Origin of the sequence: Helicobacter suis HS1 (genome assembly GCF_026000295.1) — a bacterium.
In the GTDB taxonomy this organism is placed as follows: domain Bacteria; phylum Campylobacterota; class Campylobacteria; order Campylobacterales; family Helicobacteraceae; genus Helicobacter; species Helicobacter suis.
The window spans coordinates 444,372-467,953 of the sequence record NZ_AP026769.1; the positions used below are offsets into that span (position 1 = coordinate 444,372).

The following is a 23,582-nucleotide window of genomic DNA, read 5'->3' on the forward strand; positions in this document are numbered from 1 at the left end:
CAAAATTTATGCTATACTGCACGCAGTTTTAAAAATTTCAAAGTAAGGAGACCCATGGGTTCAAAAAAAGAGTGGCTTTTGCAAACCTTTATTAAAACCTATTTAAATAGCCATGTACCTGTGGGCTCTGAAAGTTTGCGTTTGGTGCTCCAAGATCAAGCCGTGCAGATTTCCTCTGCTACTATCCGTAACTACTTTAAGCGCTTAACTGATGAGGGAGCGCTTAGCCAGAGTCATAGCAGCAGTGGGCGTATCCCCACGCTAGAGGCACTTAAAGCTTATTGGCGCGCTAAACTTAACCCCCATGTGCCCTTTGAAGTGGATTTAGAAAAACTGCAAAATGCTAGCGAGCATTACAGGATTTTTAGCATGGTTGAGCGCTATCAAAGGGCGGTTTTATTAGCAGTATATGATCATAGCCAGCGCTTTTTAATCCTAGATTTTGGAGATGATCAAGTCTTATTAAGCTATAACAAAAAGCTGGAGAGATTTTTAAAAGGTTTGGTGGGCTTAGAATGCCAAGATATTCATAAAATCGCCTCTTCGGTGTGCATGGCTAGCCTAGCTAAGCAGATAGAAATCTATTTTCAAAAACGGCTTTACTTTGGGCTATGCGTGTTAGCCCAGTCTTTACGCCAGTCGCTATTTTTACAAATTCTTAAAGGGGAGTTGTTGCGGCATTTAGAACATGGACTACATTTTGAAAAGGTCTTGCCCTTAGGTTTTTTAGGGGTGCTTAGCCCTGCTAAAGCTCAAGGGGGGGACATTAACATGTTCTGCGTGGGGGAAATTGAACAAGATTTTGAAGGATTTTATGGATCCATTAGGAGAGTGTCATGAATGAAGAGCAAGCAGAGTTACAAGATCAGATGAGTGCTGAGATTGCGCCTGAAGAACAAGTACAGGAGGCACAAGAACAAGAGCCCCAGATAGATTATCAGGCCAAATTTAAAGAGGTGCAAGACCTCTATCTGCGCACGTATGCAGATTTTGAGAATGTTAAAAAGCGCTTGGAGAAGGATAAAGCGGTGGCGCTAGAGTATGCCTATGAAAAGATCGCAAGCGATCTACTCCCTGTGATAGATACCTTGCATGCGGCCTTAGAGAGTGCTAGAAAGGAGGAAAACAAGGCCATTTCTGATGGGCTAGAGCTCACTTTGCAAAAAATGCATGAAGTGCTGAGCAAGCACGGCATTGAGTGCGTGGAGTGTGGTACTGATTTTGATCCACATCTGCACAATGCCATCATGCATGTCCAAGCTGAGCACAAAGAGGAGGGGCAGATTGTGGAAGTCTTCCAGAAAGGCTACAAGTATAAAGAGCGCTTGTTGCGCCCTGCGATGGTGAGCATCGCAAAAAATAGTTAAATTCAACATAAAGGATACAAAATGGCAAAAGTAATTGGTATTGACTTAGGAACTACAAATTCGGCAATGGCTGTATATGAGGGCAATGAGGCAAAAATCATCGCTAATAAAGAGGGCAAAAACACAACCCCCTCTGTGGTGGCTTTCACGGATAAAGGTGAGATTTTAGTAGGTGAGAGTGCCAAACGACAAGCCGTAACCAACCCAGAAAAAACCATTTATTCTGTTAAACGCATCATGGGCTTGATGAGCAATGAGGATAAGGCACAAGAGGCTAAAAAGCGCTTGCCTTATAAAATCGTGGATCGAAACGGTGCATGTGCGGTAGAAATTGCGGGCAAAATTTATACACCCCAAGAAATTTCGGCTAAGATTTTGCTTAAACTTAAAGAGGACGCAGAGAGCTATTTAGGCGAGGCGGTAAATGAGGCAGTGATCACCGTGCCTGCTTACTTTAATGATAGCCAACGCAAGGCTACTAAAGAGGCAGGCACCATTGCTGGTTTAAATGTTTTGCGCATTATTAACGAGCCTACTTCTGCAGCCTTAGCCTATGGTTTAGATAAAAAAGAGTCTGAAAAAATTATGGTTTATGACCTTGGCGGGGGAACTTTTGATGTAACCGTGCTAGAAACCGGGGATAATGTCGTAGAAGTGCTAGCTACAGGTGGTGATGCGTTTTTAGGCGGTGATGATTTTGATAACCGCATCATTGATTTTATCGCTAAAGAGTTTCAAAGCGAAAATGGCATTGATATTAAAAAAGACATCATGGCCTTACAACGGCTTAAAGAGGCAGCTGAAAATGCCAAAAAAGAATTAAGCTCAGCCCAAGAGAGTGAGATTAATTTGCCCTTTATTACAGCTGATGCAAGTGGGCCCAAACATCTGGTTAAAAAAATTAGCCGGGCTAAATTTGAAAACCTCATTGAGGATCTCATTGAAGAAACCATTTCTAAAATTGATGGGGTGATCAAAGATGCAGGGCTAAGTAGAGGAGACATTGCTGAGGTAGTGATGGTGGGTGGTTCAACGCGCATTCCTAAAGTTCAAGAACGCGTGAAAGAATTTATCCATAAAGATCTTAATAAATCAGTAAACCCTGATGAAGTTGTAGCTGTGGGGGCAAGTATCCAAGCTGGTGTACTTAAAGGCGATGTTAAAGATGTACTTTTACTTGATGTTACACCGCTTAGCTTAGGCATTGAAACCTTAGGCGGGGTGATGAGTAAGATTATTGAAAAAGGTACAACTATTCCAGCTAAAAAAGCGCAGGTCTTCTCTACAGCCGAGGATAATCAACCGGCAGTGTCTATTTTGGTTTTACAAGGCGAGCGCGAATTTGCTAAAGACAACAAATCTTTAGGTAAATTTGATTTAACCGGTATTGCGCCCGCTCCAAGAGGGGTACCCCAAATTGAGGTAACTTTTGATATTGATGCGAATGGAATTTTAACCGTCTCAGCTAAGGATAAAAACACCGGTAAGTCTCAAGAAATTAAAATCACCGGTTCAAGTGGGCTTAGCGATAGTGAAATTGAAAAAATGGTTAAAGATGCGGAGTTACACAAAGAAGAAGACACCCGCCGTAAAGCTGTAGTGGAGGTTAAAAACCAAGCCGAAAGTTTAGCGCACCAAACCAAAAAAAGCCTAGAGGAGCACAAAGCTAAATTAGAGGCTAGCGAGGTAGAAAAAATAGAAAAGGCTTTGGGTGAGTTAGAGGCTAGCCTTAAAGATGAAAATGCAAGCAAGGAGAGTATAGAGGCGCGTATGAAAGCCCTTGCGGAGGCTTCACATAAGCTCACTGAGGCGATGATGCAAAAAGATCAAGGCGCACAATCTTCTAAGGAAAAAGAGGATGATGTGATTGATGCGGAGGTGGAGTAAGGATTAATTATAGGGGGGTTGTTTTAGGTGGCTTAGGGGCTTAGTCCCCACACTTTAATCAGGTGCTCAGAGCTCTTAAGCTTTAGCTAACTAAGGCCTCACCGGCTGTTGTTTGACATACTCCCCATAGCGTTAAGCTAGCGGATTGAGAGGATCATCATAGGCTAGCGTAGCTAGGCCAGTCTCACAGCCTCTACTCTTTAGAGTTGAGCCCTTATTCTGCCTGCGTTTATAGCACAAACTTTTAGTAGTCGTCTTAATCCGCTTAGCTAAGCTTGCGGGCTTTAGCGCGCAATTGTGTAAGACTTGCAAGAAAAAATGCGTTCAAACTCTGTAAAATCCCTATAGGGGTACAGAGTGTAAGAATCAAACTCTCCTTACAATCAAAACCAGCTAAGTAAGCCTAAATGTCTTTAGCATTTGGGTACTCTAATGGTGCTACATTGCTTGATGCTAGGTTTGCTCAATTCAATTAGCATTGCCCACAGCCTGTAAAAAGCTTACTAAGCTTACCCCTTAAAAAGTTTTATATCCACGCAAAATTTTATATTGTATTCCCCCATAGCTAAAGCAAGGTTGGATTATTAAAACTAGAGGCTTTATAGTACGGATAAATCTATTTCTATAGCTTTAATATTTAAAGACATACATAATCTCTCTAAAAAGTTTATTTTGGGCAAAGAACATGGTCCTTAAAAGCGCGTCTAATTCGCTATCAATTTTAAGCAGACGGTTACCCTCTTTGGCCTTGAAGTAGTGGGGCTTATTGTTAAGATAGTTTAGCATTTGTAAATAGCGTCCTAGTAAAATTTGGGTGTTGTTATCCAGTAAAAGTTGTTTATCTTTTGAAAGCTTGATATTTAGGCAATAATCATACAGACGATAACTACAGGTATCTAAAATATCCACAGCTTTTAATCCTCTAAAGAGAGATTTTAAAGTGTTGGGTTCAGAAATTTCGGTACGGGCATTTTTCAAACAAAGTCTAAAGGCATCTAGCTGTCTTAAGAAAGTATTTTGGAGATGCAAAACTTGTGTTGCATCGCTGTATGCCTCCAAAAGACAGCGCAAAGTGGTTACTAAGTGGCGTGTATGTTGGATAAATTCATCTTTATCGTATTTAGGCCATATAAATAAAAAAATCACATAAACAATCCCAATACCGATTAATAAATCCACAACACGAGAAACCACCATGCCCATAAAATCATGGGTTAGGAGTGAAAAGCAAAGAATGAAGGCAAACATCAAAGCTGCTGACCAAGTGGCATAAGAGTAGACTTTTAAATAAATGAATAAAAAAACACCTATGACTAAAAAGCCATAAAAAATAACACTTCCATCAAATAATCCCACCACCAATAAGCCAAGTACTAATCCAATACAAGAACCCATCACAAATTCTAATTGGGCTTCTCTGATACTGCCTAAACTGGAGCGAGAAATTAACAAGGTCGCCATAGCAATCCACATGCCATGGTTAAACCCAAAATAGCGGGCAATGAAAACGGCAATACCCATAGCTATAGCGTATTTAGAGGCATATTGGAAAATGGCATTTTTAATATTAAAGGCTTTGAGTACATTTTTAAAAGTGGGTTTGTATTCAGGATTGATAGGGGCTACTTGTTCCTCTCCTCCTAGTAAAAAGATTTCCATTTTATTATAAATAATAGCAATGGAGTGGCGCACCACTTTATCTAGTTGCGGGCTAAGATTATTGAGCGCTGTTTTTTGTATTTCTATGTGCTGTTTTGTAAAAATCCCGGATAGAGTTTGTAAATTCAAGATGATCTCTTGGCATACAGGTTCTAAAGTACCTAAATAACCACCAATAGAGTGGATAGAATGATAAATCTCTTCTAAGGCGTGTAGTTGGAAAAGGGCGCGTTGGAGATTTTGAATGGTGTGTGGATTTTTAATGCGGCTTGAGCGCGAGGTTAAAATCACTTTGGTGTTATGAATCTGGCTTAACACTTGTGTTTTAATGTGGGTGTATTCTGTGGGGCTATTGATGTATTGAAGCATCAATTCCATACTAGAGAGCAGAGTAGAAAAACGCTTTTTGACAAAATAGCCGTATTTGGTAACGATAAAGTGTTGTATTACAAGACTTAGACAGCCTAAGACAGAAATCATGAGTAAAGTTTGTGTGAGATCAAGAGGGGCATTAGCATCTACATAAAGGCAAGTAACTAGACCATTAGAAAGGGCGGCATTGCACACTCTATATAAATCTAAGCTATAAGCCATAGCCATGCCCACTAAAAAGGTGGTGATTGTAATCGGCACGCATAACCATGCCCCAAAATGAGCCATAGGATAAAAGATCAAAGCATTAAAACAGCTCACTCCAATAAAGACGAGTAGATAATAAATTTCATGTTCTTTATCACTGATAAGTAAGCTTGAGAAATATAAAAAAACGGCCTGAAAACCCGCCCAAATTGTAATAGAATAGCCAAAGAAAAAAGCCCCTAAACCGGCACATAAAAAGGTTGTTAGGGTGGTTCTAAGAGCATAGATTAAACTAAAGTAGCCCGGATCATAAAGATGAACCGCGCGTTTGAGGCGGTTAAAAATATCCATCGTTTTAGTTAATCTAATGTATGGTGGGTTGGATACTCTTATTATCCGCCAGATTCTCTACTTTGACTTTGTGGAGAAACTCTAAGAGCTTATGCGCTGCTTGTGTGTAGGCTTGGCTGATAGCAGAATTAGGGTTAAGAATGGTAATAGGCGTGCCTTTATCCCCCCCTTCTCTAACCTGCAATTCAATAGGGATTTGTGCTAATACTTGGGTTTTATACTGCTTGGATAGAGATTGCAAAGTATCCTTACCAAAAATATCGCTCTCATGGGCGCAGTGTGGGCAGATAAAACCGCTCATGTTTTCTACAATGCCGGCAATGGGGATATTTAAGCGCATAAACATATCTAAACTCCGGCTTGCATCATCTAAACTCACGGTTTGGGGTGTTGTTACGGTAATTCCAGCACTAATAGGCACAGCTTGGGCTAAAGTGAGTTGTGCATCTCCTGTACCCGGTGGCATGTCTACAACCAAAACATCTAATTCACCCCAGATAATATCTGTTAACATCTGTTCAATGGCACGCATTAGCATAGGACCGCGCCAAATCAAACTCTGCCCCTCTTCATATAAAAGCCCCATACTCATTACCCGTATGCCATAAGCTTCTAAAGGAATTAATTTTTTGCCACTAGGATCGGTGGTGGGATTGGTCGTCATTAAGCCTAACATTCTGGGCACATTAGGGCCATAAACATCAGCGTCTAATAAACCTACTTTTTTATCTTGTTGTGCAAGTGCAATGGCTAAATTAACACTTGTGGTACTCTTGCCCACACCCCCTTTTCCTGAGCTAATCATCACCACATGTTTAATATTGGGGGCTAGATTTTTAGTTGTTTGTTCTTGTTGGCTTTGTCTTTCCCTTTTGGGAGGAGTCTTAATATCAATCTGGCAAATTAAGTCTAATTCTTGCATTTTTGCCATAATATCCGTTCTTAAAGTTTGTGCAACCTCTGCAGAACTAGAGGGAATATCTAGTAAAAGGGCGACTTTTTTCTCATGGAGTGTGATGTTTTTCACAAACCCAAAGCTAACAATGTCTTTTTCAAAATTGGGATAAATCACCGTCTTTAACACATCTAAAACCGTATCCTGTGTAACCATTTCTATCCTTAAAGAGATCTGCTCAAAGCTTATACCTAGTTTTTCTTAATATTCTTTAACCCATGGAGGGCGTTTTGTGTGGAGGCGATTAGGGGTGTGGATTTGTGGAGGCGTACTTAAAATCTTAGAAGGGGTTAGATACTGATGGGCTACTAGCATTTGTACAATTTGTTTAAAAATCGGGGCTGCTGTTTGGCTACTATAATATTCCTCACTCCCTAACGATCCAAAAACCACCACCCCGATAACATAAGTGTTCTCTTTATCTTTGACAAATCCAAAAAAAGAACTATTATAGGCCTCTGTATACTTACCCTTGCTAGCTGTTCTAGCCGTACCTGTTTTACCACCAATAATAAGCCCCTCAACTTGAGCGCTTTTACCTGTTCCTTCTCTAACAACTTTAATAAGTAATTTTTGCATTTTTAACGCACTTTCAGGGCTAATGACCTGCCGTTTAATAGGGGGGTTTGGGATATAAATATCTCCATTAATGGCGCGTACTTGTTTGATTAAATGTGGGGTGGTGATCACCCCTGCATTAGCAAAAACCCCGTATGCGCGGATTAATTGTAAAAATGTGGTGCGCAAACCATAACCATAAGAGGCGCTACCTTTATAAACTTCGGTATTGAGTAGACGGACACTAGGAATAAGCCCTGTTTTTTCATAGGGTAAATCAATCCCCGTAGACTCTGAAAGGCCAAAACTCTTAAGGCCTGTATGGAGTTCTTGACCACTAAGGCGCTTAGAAAGTTTGATCATGCCTACATTGCTTGAGCGAATCAAAACATCTTCAATTGTAGTGTGTTTAGGAGGGACAATATCATCTTTAACTGTATATTTACCTAGCTTATAAGACCCGTGGTTGAGATCAATTGGCTGGCTAGTATCAATGCGCTTTTTATCAATTAAAAGCGAGTAAACAATGGGCTTAATGGTACTGCCCGGCTCAAAGGATAATTCCACCGCATCTACATTTAAAAAGGGGTAATCATTTTTTTGGATATTATTAGGGTTAAAACGATTTGTGGTGGCTAGGGTGAGTATCTCGCCATTTTGGGGGAGATAAATCCCTGCGATGATTTGGTGGGACTTGTAGCGCGCCTTAGCGGTATCTAAAATCTTTTCTAACTCTCTTTGGATTTTTAAAGGAATGCTTAAAATGAGATCCGATCCATCCATGCGGGGTATACTTTTAAAAGTCTTATCTTCAATGAGATTAAACCCTAAATCGCGTTTACCCGTATCCTTGCCATCATGTTTAGAGGCTAACACGCCATTTTTAAACTTCTCAATCCCTTTTACTCCCTGTATAGAAGTGATGTTAGAAATATCAACTTTTTTAACATACCCCACTAAGGGTTCAAAATTATCTTTATAAAGATAATTGCGCGCAATCCCGCTTACCTCAATGCTAAGGCCAATTTTAGGCATGATTTTTCTATTTTGATCTTCATATTCTTGGAAAACATTATAGGCCAAAAATTTGGCATTTAATTGCCTTAAACTAGCAGCCGTATTAGCACTGACATTATAAGAGAGAGTAACAAATCCATTTTGGGAAAACTTGCTGGCGATGACGCTTTTAGGGATATTGGTATAGATTGATAATAAATCAATAAAAAAATCTTTTTTATTTGGATCAACTGAGAGGGTGTTAAAACTCACTTTGAAAAGTTTTTGGCTACTAGCTAGGCTAAAACCATCTTGGCTAAAAATCCGCCCTCTAGTGGCGATGTCTGTTTTGGTGATGATTAAAGCCGGCATTTTCCTAGGCAACAAGGCTTTAAATAACATCACCACTACAAAAAGAACAAAACACCCTCCCACAACGGCAAAAATCATGAGCAAACGCTCGGTGCGTCCGTGTTCTGAGTCGTATTTTAGGTGGGAGGGGTCTTTGTTTGAATTAAGGGATTTAGACGCAAACTCTTGCATAAACCTCCCCGTATAGAAACTCTCTACAAAAGGGAGGGTACACCAATAAACCTAAATTTGCGTTCTTAGTAATTCTTTGTAGGCACTGATAGCTTTATTGCGCACTTCTAGCATTAATTTCATGCTTGTTTCAGCCTTACCAATGGCAATGGCCGCTTGGTGCAAATCTTTAACCTGACCTGTTGCCATATCTGCTAAAGCTTTATCTGATTGCATCTGGGTATTGTTGAGTTCGTCAATAGATTGCTTGAGCATCTGAGAGAACTCTCCTCTCTCCACTAGATTCTCATGCACCTTTGAATCTAAAGGAGTACCTGCTTTATTTAACCCTATATCTGTGTATAAAGTCTTCATCTGAACTCCTTGCATCCTATATCACCTACATCGTCTCTTCTGGATAATATTCAAATACCCAAAAAATACCCCTTTCTTTTAGTTTTTAAGCTTGTAGCATGCCAATGGCATTAGCCGCCATATTTTTTGTACTCTGGAAAGCCGCTACATTGGCCTGATAAGCACGCGTGGCCTCAATAAGATCTGCCATTTCTACAACAGGATTAACATTAGGATAGGAAACATACCCGTTAGCATCGGCATCTGGATGGCTAGGATCGTATTTTAAAAGCGGGGCTTTATCATCGCGCACGATTTTTTCAATGTAAACACCCATGATGGGAGGGTTAGGTTTTTCAATTTCATCGCTTTCATCAAGTGGATCTTCATATTCCATTAAATCATTATTTTTTGCCAATTTTTCATTCAAGACTTTATTAAAATCAAAAGATTTAAAAACGGCCTCTTGGCGGCGATAAGGACCCCCCTCATCTGTACGGGTTGTGTTAGCATTAGCAATATTAGAAGAGATTAGATTAGCACGCACCCTTTGGGCGGATAACCCATACCCGCTAATATCAAAACTAGATAAAAACATGCGCACTCCTTAAATGTTTTTTGCCGCATCAATGGCGTAGTTAACAATCCCTCTATGTTTTTTAAGGGCTGTTGTTAGCGCTAAATACATCGTGCTATTTTTACCCATCTCAGAGGTTTCAATGTCTAGATCTACGCTATTACCGTCATTCTTTGCCAAGTGCCCATCCCTAAAAAAAAGCGTGGCTTTTTGGCTTTCAGATAATCCCGGGCTTAAATGCCTCTTATTTGTTTTAGCTAACTGCAAAATCTGATCTTTTTTATGATCAAAAACTTCCGCTTTTTTGTGGGCTAACATAGTCTCAAAATCTACATCTCTAGGGCGATAAAAGGGAGTGTCTACATTAGCAATATTGCTTGCGATCAAATCTTGGCGCAAAGAGCGATAATCCATCGCTTCATAAACTAACGGATAAGCCTTTGACAAGTTCATGTATAAACTCCTTTGCCTTTTTTAGAGCAAGCAAGGAGCATTCCACAGCAAGCCTTACAAACAAAAAACTAGGCAAACAAATTTTTGTATAATTATAACACATTTCAATCTTATTTGGTGGTTTTTATGGCATACCGGCATTTGTTTACCTGCGCTAGTATTTTGATGATTTTAAGCGTACTTTTGAGTTATTCGCTTTCAACCTACACAACTTTAATTTACCATTATCAAGAATTCCATTTTTTCTTACGCCAATTAGTTGCCACGATCATAGGGATTATTCTGATGTGGGGGATTTCATGGCTTGATCCGAATAAATGGTTTAGTAAATTAGGCTTTACCCTCTTCTTAGGGTCTTTTTTTTTGATGTTTATCATGAACTTCTTACCTGAAAGTTTGTCTAGTAGCGCAGGAGGGGCTAAGCGCTGGATTCGCCTCCCTTTCTTTTCACTAGCCCCTACCGAGTTTTTCAAAGTGGGCTTTATCTTTTTTTTATCTTGGAGTCTTTCGCGTACCTTTTTTAACCAAGAAAAATCTAGCGTCAAAGAGGAAATGGCAATTCTCATTCCCTATCTTGTCTTATTTTTAGTGGCAGCCTTTCTCATTGGTGTTTTACAAAACGACTTAGGGCAGGTGATTTTATTAGCAATGGTGTTGGGGTTTTTGCTTATCTTTTCTGGCGGGAGTTTTAAACTCTTTAGAGTGTTTTTAAGTATTGCAGTTGTGATCGGAGTGGTGGCCATTACAACTAGCGAACACCGGATTTTACGCATGAAATTATGGTGGTCTAATTTACAAAATTCTTTGTTATCCATTTTGCCCTCTAAAATTGCTAGTAGCCTAAAAATTGAGCATCTACCCGAGCCCTACCAGATTTATCATGCCAGCAATGCCATTAAGCATGGCGCAATATTAGGGCAGGGGCTTGGAGAGGGGGTGATTAAGCTAGGTTTTTTAAGCGAGGTACATACAGATATGGTATTAGCAGGCATGGCGGAGGAATTAGGCTTTATCTCTATTTTGGCATGTGTAGGGCTGACTTTAATTATTTTGCATGCCATGTTTAAAATCACTAATCGCCTAGATAATCCCAAACACATGCTTTTTTGTTTAGGGGTGGCTTTACTCATTGGTTTTTCTTTTATCATTAATGCCTTTGGGGTGAGTGGGATCATTCCTATTAAAGGAATTGCCGTTCCTTTTTTAAGTTATGGGGGGAGTTCTTTACTAGCTAATTCTTTGGCTTTAGGATTGGTGCTTAGCCTTTCTAAACAAGCCCGCTAAGCATTTGCATAAACTCAGCCCTTGTGCGCGCATTTTCCTTAAAAATCCCCTCTAGTACGCTAGTTTTAACCACACTATCTTGTTTTTGAATGCCTTGCATGGCCATGCATAGGTGTTTAGCCGTGCAAATTACCCCCACTCCCTTAGGCTCTAATACGCGTTTAAGGGTTTGGGCAATCTGGGTGGTTAAACGCTCTTGAATCTGAAGCCTTCTAGCAAAACTCTCTACAAATCTAGCTAAAGCACTTAGCCCCACCACCTTATCATTAGGGATATACCCTATACTGATATGCCCAAAAAAGGGTAATAAATGGTGCTCACACAAACTATAAAATTCAATATTTTGGAGTAAAACAATCCCGTCAGTACTCCCAATCTCAAAAGCACTTTGTAAAATTTGCTCAGGATCACTTTGATAACCAGAGGTTAAAAATTCCCATAAAAGTTTAACCCGCTGTGGGGTGTTTTTTAGCCCCTCTCTTTGGGGGTCTTCGCCAATGCGTGCGCATAATAAATTCCATAAATCTTGTGTCAAATGCTAAGATTTCCTTTTATCATAAAATATCCCAATGCCCACAGAAATTCAAGCCTCAAAAAGAGTTTGGCCGGCAACTTCTTCTAAAAAGATCGTAGCATATGCCCCCTTTGGTAGAAAAAAGCAAAGCTGGGCTTGCGCTTCTTTAGGCAAATACACAAATTCCAGCGCGTCCGGAAAAACCAAAGCAAAACGGCGATCGCCCCTTGCTTTAAGCGTGTGGATATAGGGTTGTTCTAAAACATGGGCTAATTCTTGGGCGTGGGGCACTTTTTGCCCTGTAAGTAAACCTGTAGGGACAATTTGCTTAGTAAGTAGGCGTTTAGAGTTGGCTAGATCACAATGCGTGAAATATTTCCCAAAAGGATAATGGCATAAAATATCACCCGGCAATAATTTAAAATAGTGTTCTTGATCGCCTAAACTCTTTAATTGCTCTAGGCTTAGAAAATTAAATGTAGCTTGTATTTCTTTGGGGTTAAAATGGCGCAAGAGGGTATTAAGATGCATGCGCATACTCAGCCAATGGTTAAAAAGGTGGCTTTGATAGCTAGAGAGAAAAAAGGCTTGCAACTTTTTAGAACGCGTGGCGGGTTGCTTGAAATTATCCCCACTTTTGCCAAAGCGTTGCAAACCAAAATAATTAGGAAAGCCATAAGTTTTTAAAAAGGGGAGTATTTGCTCTATTTTTTTAGCATCTAATGGGCTAAGTTTTTTAAGGCGCATGGAAAAGAAATTACCCTTAAGATGGCCTAAACGGATTTTATGGTTATGGGCTGTGATGTCTAAAATTTTAACCCCTCGATCCAGCAAAGTAGAGGCATGTTTTTCTAAAATACAGGCGTAGCGTTTGGGCAAAGAAAGATATTGTATGCTCATTGCCTGTTTATCTTTAAGCCCAGCATAGCCAAACTCTTTGATCTTAGCCCCACTCACCCCCGCAAGCAAAGAAAGCATTTCTAGAGTACTTAAATCTTTTTTGCGTACCTTGAGTATGGCATGATCACCCTGCCCACTGAAAGGATACAGCGGCTCTTCTTGCACGCTAAAATCTCTAGAACACTTTTTAAAGTAAAAAGAAATTGGGGCGTGGGTGGAGGCAAAAAAGCGCTTAGGAGGTTTGAGGGGGAAAAAGGGAGCTGTTAAATTCTGCATGGCAGAGATTATAGCACGGGAAGGCTTGTGATCAAAGTGGACTGATTTTTGCTTCTTAAGAGTTATTCTTTAATTTTAGGATGGCTTTCATGGAAATTAAGGACACGCGTAACCAACCCAATCTATCTGCCTTATTGCATGCCTCGCAGTTAGAAAGAGGGCAAACCCCAGCAACCCCTAAAGCAGAAAAACACCCCGAAGTGGCCGTTGAGGTTTCTAAAGTGGAGCGCGAACCAAATGGCCTTAAGCGCGAAACTTATGGATTTTTGGTTTTAGAATTGATGAGTGATAATGAATATCAAGCCTTTTTACGCGCCACCGCTGGAATGAATGAAAATGAAAAACGCTTAGCAGCGCAGTCGCTTTATAGCCTGACAAGTTTTTATGGCGGGCAAATCCAGCAGGATAAACAAGCAGAGCAAAAAATAGATGGATTAAAGGCTTTACAAGAAACCCAGATGAAAAAAGCGCTAGGGTTAGATCAAAACTTTGTAAATCGTTACAAGAACGCCTACGATCAAGCCTACCAAGCTTTAGATGTGATGCTTTAATCAAGAAAATTTAAGCCAACTGCCCTTATAATAGGGGCTTTTTATGTCAAGGTAGCTCAGCTGGTCTAGAGCGCTGGTCTCATAAGCCGGAGGTCGGGGGTTCAAGTCCCCCCTTTGACACCATCTTGAACTAATCCCGATTCTTATTTTAATCCTTAGGAGCTTTTCAATGGAAAATATTTTATGTCTCAATGGGTCTACTCCCTTTTTAGAATCTAAAGGCAAACTCAATAACGCCCTGCACGATCTGGCTATGCAAACCCTCAAAGATTTGGGTTATAACCTTGAACAAATAGGCTTTCACAGGGCAAAAAATACATGTTTTCTCTCACATGGAATGCGCCTCTTGAGGCTTTCACAGATAAAAATCAGTTTTTTGGAGGTGTAGGAGTAGATGGGGTGTATCTGCATTTGCATAAAGCCCATGAATTCTTAGGCATGCGTGCTCTGCCAACTTTTATTGTAAATGACATCATTAAAAATCCACAGGGGGAATCCTATCTCAAAGATTACAGCGCGCATTTAAAACAGGTTTTTCATAAATAGGCTTCTTTCTTTTTACTTCATTAAGGCGTGCGGGTATTTATGTCTTTAAAAAACAACTCCCCCAACCCAAGCGTTCTGAGTTGAAACCTAAATTAATCAAGCAGGGGACTTTTATTTTAGGTGTAATGAGCCAACCGGAGTTTTCTCTATGAAAAAGTTTAGTTCTCTCACATTGAAATTTGGCCACGCTCTAGCACGGCGCATTAAAGCTAACCAAGCTAGGCGTGCGGGTACTTATGTCTTTAAAAAACAACTCCCCCAACCCAAGCGTTCTGAGTTGAAACCTAAATTAATCAAGCAGGGGACTTTTATTTTAGGTGTAATGAGCCAACCGCTTTTAGCGTGGTATCCTTCATGGATTAGTGGCACACACACACTCAACACAACAAATATTAAGCAGTATATGCAAAATAACCATAGAAGCCAAAATTTGTTATGGACTGGTGGCTCTAATGTCTTTTATGAAGCTAGTAATGGAAGTTATTTTTGTACTAACTGGAATTGTAACGGCTCGGTTACATTAATTGGTAATGGCTCTACCGCTTACACGCTTAGCAATCTCAATTACGAGGGCGGTAGCCTTAATTTACAAATTAATGGCAATGGTACACAAGGCACGCTTAATATTAGCAATGTCAACATGGATAGCTATAAAGGAAGGCAATTTACAGATACATGGAATGCCCAAAGTGTTAGTATCAGCGGAAATCTACAAGTAGGGCAAAATCATATCACTATCAACGCAAACCACGGCACTACAGCGAACAACGCTACCATTAACGCGGATCAAGGCAACGGGATTTTAAATATCAATGATAAAACAAGCGAGAGTTTCACAAACACCACCTTTAAAGGTACGGGGCAGATCAATTTACAGAGCAACAACATCACCTTTAAGAATGTTACTTTTAATGATAGCAACACTGGTTCACATGTTACGGACAACGGCACTCTTACCCTTGAGGGCACTGAGACCTTTGCACAAAACTCGCCCCTTATCAATCTAGGCGCCAATGTTACTATCCAAGCCAACACCATTTTTAACATTACAGAAGATCTTACAAAGACCACCAACGGAGCCTATAATCTTGATACCCTTGTAAGTACAAGTGGTAATAAAAGTATCAACGATAGTAGCTATGCAAGCCATTTGTGGGATCTTATCCGCTATCAAGGCCAAACAGGTAGCCTTTTTAACGGGCAACTCAGTAATGGCACTACTTTAAGTAATCCTAGCTCTGGCAATGGGATTTACTATGTGAAATATACTTTTGGCAATGGTGATTGGGATATTCTTAAAGAAGATTTTGAAAATAACTCTCTATCGGCGCAACTTGAGGCTTACGCTAAAAATCAGGGTGATATTTGGAGTACAATCCACAACATTAATTCTACTTGGAATTTTAATGTCGGAGAGGGTAGTGCCTATATCAACCCCGGGAATGGAACAGATCAAGCTTGGGCACAAAGAGATAAAAATTTTAAAGTTACTTTAGATAATGGGAGTGGTGGGACGCTTATTCTTGGTAATAGCACAGAAACCCCCAGTTCAAGCGGTAAAATTCTCTTTGGAGGCACAGGGGGTAATCCTTTTGCTTTAAATGGCAATTACGGCGGAGATCTTGGCTATATGACAGGGGAATTTGACGCGGGTAAAATTTATCTTACCGGTACCATAGAAAGCGGAAACTCTTTTCACGATGGTAACGGCACTAACATTAGCTACAACGCTATTACAAACATTACAGCTAATGGTTTGCACTATCTCAACGATAACGCCGGAGTATGGCATAGCAACGCTAATTTTAGAGCTACCAATGGCAGTATCAACATCTCAAACTCCCAATTCCAAGATCAAAGTAGCGGGCAATTTACCTTTAACTCTCAAAATCAAACTTTTAGTAGCACAACTTTTACTGGCAATAGTCATACGATCACTCTACACGCTACCAACAACCTAACCCTCACCAACACAAGCTTTAATGATTCAAATGCTAGCTTGACACTAGAGGCAGATAAGGGTAGTTTACAAGATACCGATAACCAAACTAGCCAAATCACAGCTAAAAACCTCCAAGTAATTGCTAATCAAGCTAGTTTTAGTAACACGATCTTTAATGCACAAAACAGCTCTTTTAAAACTAACCAATTGACCCTGACAAATGATACATTTAATAATGGTAGCTATAGCTTTGCACCTGAAAACAACGGCAACCACACAACTACATTTAGCGGTACCACCACGATTAATACTAGCAGTAGTCCTTTTGCTAATTTAGGTGGGGCGATCAAGTTTAATAGTGGCGCTACCTTTAACCTGAATAATATTTTAAGTTCTTTGCAAATTGGTACAACTTACAGCATCTTAGGCGGAAGTGGGGCCAACATTAATTATAGTAGTGATACGCAGTATGCCAACAATCTTTGGAATTTAATCCGTATTAGCGGGGCTAGTATCAGCTCAGAAACAGAAATGAGTGATAGCAACGGCACGCAGGTTTGGGATGTGGTCTTTGGTATAAATGGCATGCCCATTAAGATACAAGAAACCTTTGCTAGTAGTGGACTTAGCTTAAAAGTTATTAGCCAAGCTAAAGATATTTGGTCAGATGTGTATAACATGACTACTAATTGTTCATACAATGCCTTAGCCAGCCCACCGGGCTGTTATGGTTATCAAAATGGTACATACAACATATGGAAGCACTTTAATAAGTACGGCTTTGAAGCTTACAATGAAAGTGTAGGCGCAGACGGGATTGCCTATATCAACCCTTTAAACTCACAAAGCCACGATGGCTATAACGCCTCCACCCACACACTCCAAACTTATACAAAACTTGGCAATGGCGGTACTTATAATGTTGGAGAAAAAAAAAATAGCCAATGGGTTAACGATGGCACTTTAATTTTAGGTAACAATACCCTAAAAGCCGCTACAGGGGGTAAAATAGAATTTGGCGCAGTGGGCTCAGTAGGCTATATCACCGATGTTTTTAATGCCGGTAATATTTTTCTAACTAATACTATAGAAGTTGGAGATAGCTCGCTAAGCGGGGCAGGGGCGACTCTAACTTTTAATGCTAATAACAATATTACCGCCGATGGCCTCACCTACCACCAAGATGCTACCGCTATCCCTCCCTTTGGTTCTACTATCAGCCAGCATAGCCACGGTAACTTCATCGCACAACAAAGCTTTAGCGCGCTCAATTCCTCTTTTGAAGATGATACTAGCGGTAGTTTAGACTTTACCGGTAAAAACAGCATTAAGTTTACAAGCAGCACCGTTATAGGTAGTAAAAGTAGTATTACCCTTAACTCCGCAAATACCACCCTAAACAACTCTGCCTTTTTTGTGGGCAATGGTACGACTCTTATTTTTGGTAATGTGATCACAACTAATAGTCATAGTAGCTATTCATCTAGCACAAACACCATTAATAACTCTACAATCAACCTCAACCAAAACTCTATCTTGTATTTGCATGGCAGTACCACCCTAGATAACACCACTTCCTTTTTAAACTTAGGTAGTCAAGCAACTTTTTATGATTCAGCTAGCCTAAGTGGTAGCACTACAATTAATCTTGATCACAATAGCAAGATTATAATGAATAGCACCACGACGCTAAATGATAACGCTAATTTTAATTTAATTAACTCCGCTCAAGCTAACTTTCAAGGCAATAGTACTTTTAATAATAGCTCTGGGATCACTCTTGCTAGTGGTGCTAAGGCTATGTTTACACACACTACAACAAGCACCCAAGATATTACAACTTTTAATAATAACTCGTTTTTAAATGTAAACGGGAGTTTTACAGATTTTATACCAAATACAAGTAGCGGGAGCATTAGCGGGGGGGGATCAAGTAGTAATCAAAACTATAGCGCGCAGTTTAATAATCTAGTGTTTAACAACTATGCCTCCATGCTCTTAAATAGCGCAGATATTCAAAGTAGCCAAACCACCTTTGCTAATTCTGTGAATATCAATATGCAAAATAGCCTTTTTAATGCGGGTACGCTTAATTTAAATGGCGGTAATTTTTACATGCAAAATAGCCAGATTAAAGCGGGAGCTGTAAATGTAGGATCTTCTGATTCTGTTAATATCAATTCTGGGGTCAATTCTCTTAATCGCTCGCTTATTACTAGCTCAAGCTTTAATTTAAACGGTACTTTAAATTTAGATGGTCTTTTACTTGAACCCACAACTAGTACAGGTGCAAGCTCAAGCGCAGCTAACAGCCAACCTCTTATTTCTGTTTCTAATAATAGCTCTAGTAGCACGGGAGGGGGGACATTTGATTTAAGTGGTATTCTTAATATCTCTAATATTGATCTCTCCGCGCCCTTTTCTAGCCAAACTAATAATACAAGTTCCTCCGCCACTTATAATATTGTAAATGCTAGTAAGATTACAGGTATGAGTGGGGCTAATGGCTATCAAAAAATTGAGTACTACGGCATTAAAATTAATAACGCTACCTATTCTGATTCAAATAAAACCCAAAGCTGGAGTTTTACAAACCCTTTAAATGGCGCACAAACTATTACTGAAAAAATACAAAATGGTAAACTCACTATCACCATTAGTAATAGCAATCATTTTGTAGCTACAGATTACCACAACATCGCCCCCGAACTCTTTTTTTACAAACAATCCGCACAAAACTTGCCTAGTACAAACTCAGCAAGTGCAGATATAAGCAGTTATGATTATTCCAGCGATGAAAGCGGGACTTTCTTTTTAGACGGTAATTTAAAAGGGGTGTATGATCCAAAGGCTAATACTTCAAGTAGTAAAACTTCCTCAACACCGGTTATTCCGGGCACTTATAATGCTCAAGGCCAGCCCTTACAAGGTCTTTATATTTCTAATAACGGCCTGTTTAATGAAACCACCCTTAATAACTTAGTAGGCATTGTCCAAAGTATTTGGCCTCATTTAAAAACCCTTTTGCCTCAAATTCTACAAGATTTAAGCGATCCAAGTAATATCATTCAAGACTTAGAAAACTCAGGGATTAAATTAACTAGCCAGCAAAGCAAGGAACTTTTAAGTTTTATAGACGGGCTATCAAGCAATATCAACCAAACTTTTAATAATGGTACGCTTGTAGTGGGTTCGCCTCAGGCAGGACAAACCGGAAGTAGTAGCGTGGTGTGGTTTGGTGGCAATGGTTATACTACGGCTTGTACGGCTGCACAAACTAAAAAAGGATGTCAGGATTTAAGAGGCACTTATTTAGGTGAGCTTCTAGGCTCAACTTCTGCTGCACTAGGCTATATTGAGGCTAATTTTAAGGCTAAAGATATTTATATCACCGGCACCGTAGGCAGTGGGGATGCTTGGGGGATAGGTGGGAGTGCAGATGTAACTTTTAATAGCGCGACTAATTTAACCCTTAATCAGGCCACGATTGATGCAGAAGGCACGGATCAAATTTTTAATATGCTAGGTGAGGGCGGGATACAAAAAATCTTAGGCCAAAAAGGGCTAGCCCAGATGTTAGGTAATTATATCTACGATCTAGCCAATGGCTCTAGTATTAATCTTAATCCCACTAGTAGCATTCCAAGCTCTATCAAGCCTCTAGCTAAAGATTTAGGCGGGCAGATTGGTAAAATCAAACTTAGCGATGTATTGAATGCCTCAGATGTGAGTGCTCTTTTAAACATGCCCGGTATGGATAATGTGATTAAAAATATTTTAAGTACTAAGACTGTGAGTTCTGTATTAGGCGGTGGAGGGCTTATTTCTAGTTTGGATCAGGCTGAGCAAAATAAAATCTATAATGCTATTGATAAAGAGTTACATTTCTCAGGGGGAAAAGCCATTGCCTCCATTGCCAACGGGGTTTATGGTAAGCACACCCTTTTAAGTCTCATTAACTCTTTATCCCCTATGACGGGTAAAGATGTGGATAATATTTTAAACATGCCAAATACTAGTAGCGGCCAAAGTCAGGTAAAAAATTTTTTAAACAAGACCACTTTTGGGCAAATTTTTGAAGAACTATTATCTAATCAAAACCTACTCAATAAAACCATTGCTTGGTTAGGCCCACAAATTTTAGATGAAATGCTTAAAACTGCTATTGATGATTTACTCAACCCTACAAATCAGCTTACTGCCGCTGAAAAAAATATTCTTGATAACATTCTTAACAATGTCTTTAGCTCAGAAAAAAAGGCAGTCCAACAAATGGAAAATTCTAACCCTGATGTCAAACACGTTATTGATGGCTTAATGCAGGCTAAAGGTCTAGGGGAGGTTTATAGCAAGGGCCTTCAGAGTATTTTATCTAATAAACTGCAAGGTCAATTAAAAAGCATGGGCTTAGGTTCTTTGCTCGCGCCTAAAGCTCTAGGTAATTTCTGGCAGAAGGGTTATTTTAACTTCCTAGCCAATGATGATATTTTAGTGAACAATAGCACTTTTAGTAATGCTTCAGGCGGGACTTTAAGTTTTATAGCCGGTAAGTCTATTATTTTTGCAGGGCAAAATACAATTAATTTTAGTAATAATCAAGGTACACTAGAATTTTTAAGTAATGATGTGTCTAATATTGATCTGACTACTCTTAATGCTACCGATGGCCTAACCATTGATGCCCCCTTTAATAATCTTTATGTCCAGAAAGGCAATATCACCCTTGCTTCGTATGAAGGGCTCACAGTACGCGCAAATAATTTTGACTTTTTAGGCACGGTGCAAGCAGATGGGGCTGTGGATTTATCCGGTGTAACCGGTTTAGCTGTTTTAGGTACTCTTAATCTTACTGAGGATAGCACCCTTAAGGCTAATAATTTAACCACAATAAGCGCCTTTAACAACCAATCCCAAAACCTGCTTAATATCAGCGGGAATTTTAACTCCTATGGCACATTTAGTACACAAGGGGCTGGGGTCAATATCGGGGGCGGGTTTAATAGTACAGGGGCTTTAACTTTTAATGTAGCGGGTGCAACGATTAAAACCACCGGCCCTAGTTCAGATAATTCAACCTCAAGCTCTAGCGCCTCTACAAGTTCTAGTAATGCTAATAGCTCTGGAGGTTCTAGCTCCTCCCCTAGCACTTCTACACCCTCTACTAACTCTAGCGCCTCTACTAGTTCTAAAACAGCTACAGCTTTAACTCTAGCTAGCATCACCGTGTCTACAAGTTCTACAACTTCTAGTACCGCTAGCTCTAGCACTTCTACAAGTTCCTCTAACACCTCCTCCAGTAGCGATAATAGCCCAAGCTCTAATAGTGGGTCTAATGTAAATCCGGTTAGCCCAACGCCTAGTACGCAAATTCCGCTAATTCAAGTGGGTGGACTTGTGAATTTAAATTTAGGTGGTAGTGCGATTATTAGCTTTAATACAGAGGCACAAACAAATAATGCAGGATCAAGCGCGGGTTCTAGTTCTACAAGTACACCACAAACAACAACTAGCAGTTCTACTAGTTCTACTCAAACAGCAAGTACAGCACAAAGTACCACATTAAGCCTAAGCTCTAATACTAGTCTAGCTACTACCAGCCAAACGCCTACAACTTCTAGCGGGGCTTCTCCGGATAGTTCAAACCCTACAGCCTCTCCTATAACCCCTTCAAATGGCGCTTATACGCTGATTCAAACTAATAGCTGGATTCATTACAACCCCACCTCTTTTAATCCTAATAACTGGAGACAATATTTAGAGCTCTACACTAGCCTTAAAATCAACGGGACAGCTTTCCAGCTTAACGCTCAAGGTACAGGACTTACTTATAATGGTCAAGCAGTCAATATCTCACAACGAGGCTTGCTTGTCAATTATCAAGGCACAAATGGCCAAGAAGTGAGCGCCTCTATTGATTATAATAAGATGCAAATAGGCATAGGCCAAAGCTTGCATGTTATCGCGCCCACTATTACACAATACATCACCCAAATACAAGGGCAGTCTGTGGTTAATGCGCTAGAAAATGCAGGCGGGCCGGGTGTGATGAATTGGTTTGGTAAGCTTTTAATTGAGACAAAAAACACCCCGCTTTTTGCGCCCTACTATCTTGAACAACACTCCTTAAGCGATCTACTTAAAATTGTAAAAGATATTCAAAATGCGACTGATTGGATGGGCGCTTCTGGTTTAAAAGCCACTAGCTCTAAATTGCTACAAATCAGTGTACACACCAAACAGATGAGCCGTTTAGCTAAGCTTTCAAATTTTGCTTCTAATGATGCATTACCAGATTTTCATGATTTTTTAGTCAGTCTTAAAGGTAAAAAATTTGCTAGCGCGGTGCCTAATGCTATGGATATTATCACCGCCTACTCCCAAAGAGATAAATTAAAAAACAACCTATGGGTAACCGGTGTGGGAGGAGCAAGTTTTGTAGCAGGAGGCACAGGTACGCTTTATGGGCTGAATGTGGGTTATGATCGCTTTATAAAGGGCGTGATTGTGGGGGGTTATATGGCTTATGGTTATAGTGGCTTTTATGGCAATATCAATAGCGCTAATTCTAATAATGTCAATGTGGGATTTTATAGCCGCGCCTTTATCAAGGGTAGAAACGAGATTACAGGAAGTATTAATGAAACCTATGGCTATAACAAAACCTACATTGATGCAACTAATCCCATTCTCACCCCTCTTAACCAGCAATACCACTATGGCACTTGGACTACCAATGTCGGCGCTAACTATGGCTATGACTTCTTTTTTAAAAACAAACATGTTATTCTCAAACCCCAAATTGGCCTCACTTATTATTATATCGGCCTCTCAGGCTTGCAAGGCAAGATGAATGATCCGATTTATAACGAGTTTAGAGCCAATGCCGATCCAGCGCATAAATCTATTTTGACGATCAATTTAGCCCTAGAGAGTCGCCACTATTTTAGGAAAAACTCCTATTACTATGTCATTGCCGGCTTAGGGCGGGATTTATTCGTCCATTCTATGGGTGATAAAATGGTACGCTTTATTGGTAATGATATGTTAAGTTATCGTTATGGGGGAATGTATAATACCTTTGCTAGCCTCACCACAGGGGGTGAGGTTCGCTTATTTCGATCCTTTTATGTCAATGCTGGTATTGGAGCGCGCTTTGGTTTGGATTATCAAGATATTAATATTACAGGCAATGTCGGGATGCGCTATGCTTTTTAGACAAATTTTTAATTCTGTGTTGCTGTCTCACTTTATTTTAAAATTCTTTTTAAGCTCTGTTTAAGTTCTTGCGTGCTACTATCCAAATCCCCCTCC

At 39.9% G+C, this 23,582-nt stretch carries 13 protein-coding genes, 1 tRNA gene and 2 pseudogenes; 8 read left to right on the top strand and 8 right to left on the bottom strand.

The genetic code is table 11. From position 1 onward, the window contains the following. Positions 1 to 54: 54 nt before the first annotated feature. The 3 genes from OO773_RS02495 to dnaK are packed head-to-tail and all read left to right on the top strand — an operon-like array spanning position 55 to position 3,254. Positions 55 to 840 carry an HrcA family transcriptional regulator gene (locus OO773_RS02495; protein WP_006564744.1) on the top strand — a complete coding sequence of 262 codons (786 nt, stop codon included), beginning with the start codon at positions 55 to 57 and terminating at the stop codon, positions 838 to 840. Then, positions 837 to 1,367 carry a nucleotide exchange factor GrpE gene (gene grpE, locus OO773_RS02500; protein WP_006564745.1) on the top strand — a complete coding sequence of 177 codons (531 nt, stop codon included), beginning with the start codon at positions 837 to 839 and terminating at the stop codon, positions 1,365 to 1,367. Before OO773_RS02495 ends, grpE begins: the two co-directional genes overlap by 4 nt. A gap of 21 nt (positions 1,368 to 1,388) precedes the next feature. Then, positions 1,389 to 3,254: a molecular chaperone DnaK gene (gene dnaK, locus OO773_RS02505; protein WP_040499279.1), complete on the top strand. Its 1,866-nt coding sequence runs from the start codon at positions 1,389 to 1,391 to the stop codon at positions 3,252 to 3,254. 630 nt (positions 3,255 to 3,884) lie between these two features. Here dnaK and OO773_RS02510 read toward each other — a convergent pair. From OO773_RS02510 to flgB, 6 genes and pseudogenes are all read right to left on the bottom strand, one after another. Continuing rightward, positions 3,885 to 5,843, bottom strand: a complete 1,959-nt coding sequence (locus OO773_RS02510) for an FUSC family protein (protein ID WP_040499280.1) — start codon at positions 5,841 to 5,843, stop codon at positions 3,885 to 3,887. 13 nt (positions 5,844 to 5,856) lie between these two features. Then, positions 5,857 to 6,972 (bottom strand): annotated as a pseudogene (locus OO773_RS02515) (Mrp/NBP35 family ATP-binding protein); the annotation flags it as partial. A gap of 27 nt (positions 6,973 to 6,999) precedes the next feature. Then, a complete protein-coding gene (locus tag OO773_RS02525; RefSeq protein ID WP_006564748.1) occupies positions 7,000 to 8,895 on the bottom strand; it encodes a peptidoglycan D,D-transpeptidase FtsI family protein in 1,896 nt (631 codons plus the stop codon). Positions 8,896 to 8,946: 51 nt separating this feature from the next. Next, positions 8,947 to 9,249, bottom strand: coding sequence for a flagellar hook-basal body complex protein FliE (gene fliE / locus OO773_RS02530; RefSeq protein WP_034376995.1), 303 nt, complete (start codon positions 9,247 to 9,249; stop codon positions 8,947 to 8,949). A gap of 85 nt (positions 9,250 to 9,334) precedes the next feature. Next, on the bottom strand, positions 9,335 to 9,826 hold the full coding sequence (gene flgC / locus OO773_RS02535) for a flagellar basal body rod protein FlgC (protein WP_034376993.1): 492 nt from the start codon (positions 9,824 to 9,826) through the stop codon (positions 9,335 to 9,337). 9 nt (positions 9,827 to 9,835) lie between these two features. Next, positions 9,836 to 10,258, bottom strand: a complete 423-nt coding sequence (flgB, locus tag OO773_RS02540) for a flagellar basal body rod protein FlgB (RefSeq protein WP_006564751.1) — start codon at positions 10,256 to 10,258, stop codon at positions 9,836 to 9,838. A 126-nt stretch (positions 10,259 to 10,384) separates the two neighbouring features. On the opposite strand from flgB, the gene OO773_RS02545 reads away from it, so the two are divergent. Continuing rightward, entirely contained in the window at positions 10,385 to 11,542 is a 1,158-nt protein-coding gene (locus OO773_RS02545) for an FtsW/RodA/SpoVE family cell cycle protein (protein WP_006564752.1), read from the top strand. On the opposite strand, the gene folE is transcribed toward OO773_RS02545, so the two are convergent. Further along, positions 11,526 to 12,077 carry a GTP cyclohydrolase I FolE gene (gene folE / locus OO773_RS02550; RefSeq protein WP_006564753.1) on the bottom strand — a complete coding sequence of 184 codons (552 nt, stop codon included), beginning with the start codon at positions 12,075 to 12,077 and terminating at the stop codon, positions 11,526 to 11,528. The genes OO773_RS02545 and folE overlap by 17 nt on opposite strands. Positions 12,078 to 12,125: 48 nt before the next feature. Beyond that, positions 12,126 to 13,298, bottom strand: a complete 1,173-nt coding sequence (locus OO773_RS02555) for a tRNA pseudouridine(13) synthase TruD (RefSeq protein WP_006564754.1) — start codon at positions 13,296 to 13,298, stop codon at positions 12,126 to 12,128. 23 nt (positions 13,299 to 13,321) lie between these two features. Here OO773_RS02555 and OO773_RS02560 point away from each other — a divergent pair, with 23 nt between their 5' ends. The 4 genes and pseudogenes from OO773_RS02560 (at position 13,322) to OO773_RS02575 (ending at position 23,486) form a co-directional block, all read left to right on the top strand. Continuing rightward, the gene (locus OO773_RS02560; protein WP_006564755.1) at positions 13,322 to 13,783 is read left to right on the top strand and encodes a hypothetical protein; all 462 of its coding nucleotides are present in this window, start codon (positions 13,322 to 13,324) and stop codon (positions 13,781 to 13,783) included. 45 nt (positions 13,784 to 13,828) lie between these two features. After that, positions 13,829 to 13,906, top strand: a tRNA-Met gene (locus tag OO773_RS02565). Positions 13,907 to 13,952: 46 nt separating this feature from the next. After that, a pseudogene (locus OO773_RS02570) lies at positions 13,953 to 14,329 on the top strand (NAD(P)H-dependent oxidoreductase). 148 nt (positions 14,330 to 14,477) lie between these two features. Then, entirely contained in the window at positions 14,478 to 23,486 is a 9,009-nt protein-coding gene (locus OO773_RS02575; protein WP_006564757.1) for a vacuolating cytotoxin domain-containing protein, read from the top strand. The last annotated feature ends 96 nt before the right edge of the window (positions 23,487 to 23,582 follow it).

Excerpts from the sequence above, each read along its gene's own strand:
- grpE (WP_006564745.1), top strand. The coding sequence starts at position 837 with ATGAATGAAGAGCAAGCAGAGTTACAAGATCAGATGAGTGCTGAGATT.
- fliE (WP_034376995.1), bottom strand. The coding sequence starts at position 9,249 with ATGAAGACTTTATACACAGATATAGGGTTAAATAAAGCAGGTACTCCT.
- dnaK (WP_040499279.1), top strand. The coding sequence starts at position 1,389 with ATGGCAAAAGTAATTGGTATTGACTTAGGAACTACAAATTCGGCAATG.
- OO773_RS02575 (WP_006564757.1), top strand. The coding sequence starts at position 14,478 with ATGAAAAAGTTTAGTTCTCTCACATTGAAATTTGGCCACGCTCTAGCA.
- OO773_RS02560 (WP_006564755.1), top strand. The coding sequence starts at position 13,322 with ATGGAAATTAAGGACACGCGTAACCAACCCAATCTATCTGCCTTATTG.
- OO773_RS02545 (WP_006564752.1), top strand. The coding sequence starts at position 10,385 with ATGGCATACCGGCATTTGTTTACCTGCGCTAGTATTTTGATGATTTTA.
- flgB (WP_006564751.1), bottom strand. The coding sequence starts at position 10,258 with ATGAACTTGTCAAAGGCTTATCCGTTAGTTTATGAAGCGATGGATTAT.
- OO773_RS02525 (WP_006564748.1), bottom strand. The coding sequence starts at position 8,895 with ATGCAAGAGTTTGCGTCTAAATCCCTTAATTCAAACAAAGACCCCTCC.
- OO773_RS02510 (WP_040499280.1), bottom strand. The coding sequence starts at position 5,843 with ATGGATATTTTTAACCGCCTCAAACGCGCGGTTCATCTTTATGATCCG.
- OO773_RS02495 (WP_006564744.1), top strand. The coding sequence starts at position 55 with ATGGGTTCAAAAAAAGAGTGGCTTTTGCAAACCTTTATTAAAACCTAT.
- flgC (WP_034376993.1), bottom strand. The coding sequence starts at position 9,826 with ATGTTTTTATCTAGTTTTGATATTAGCGGGTATGGGTTATCCGCCCAA.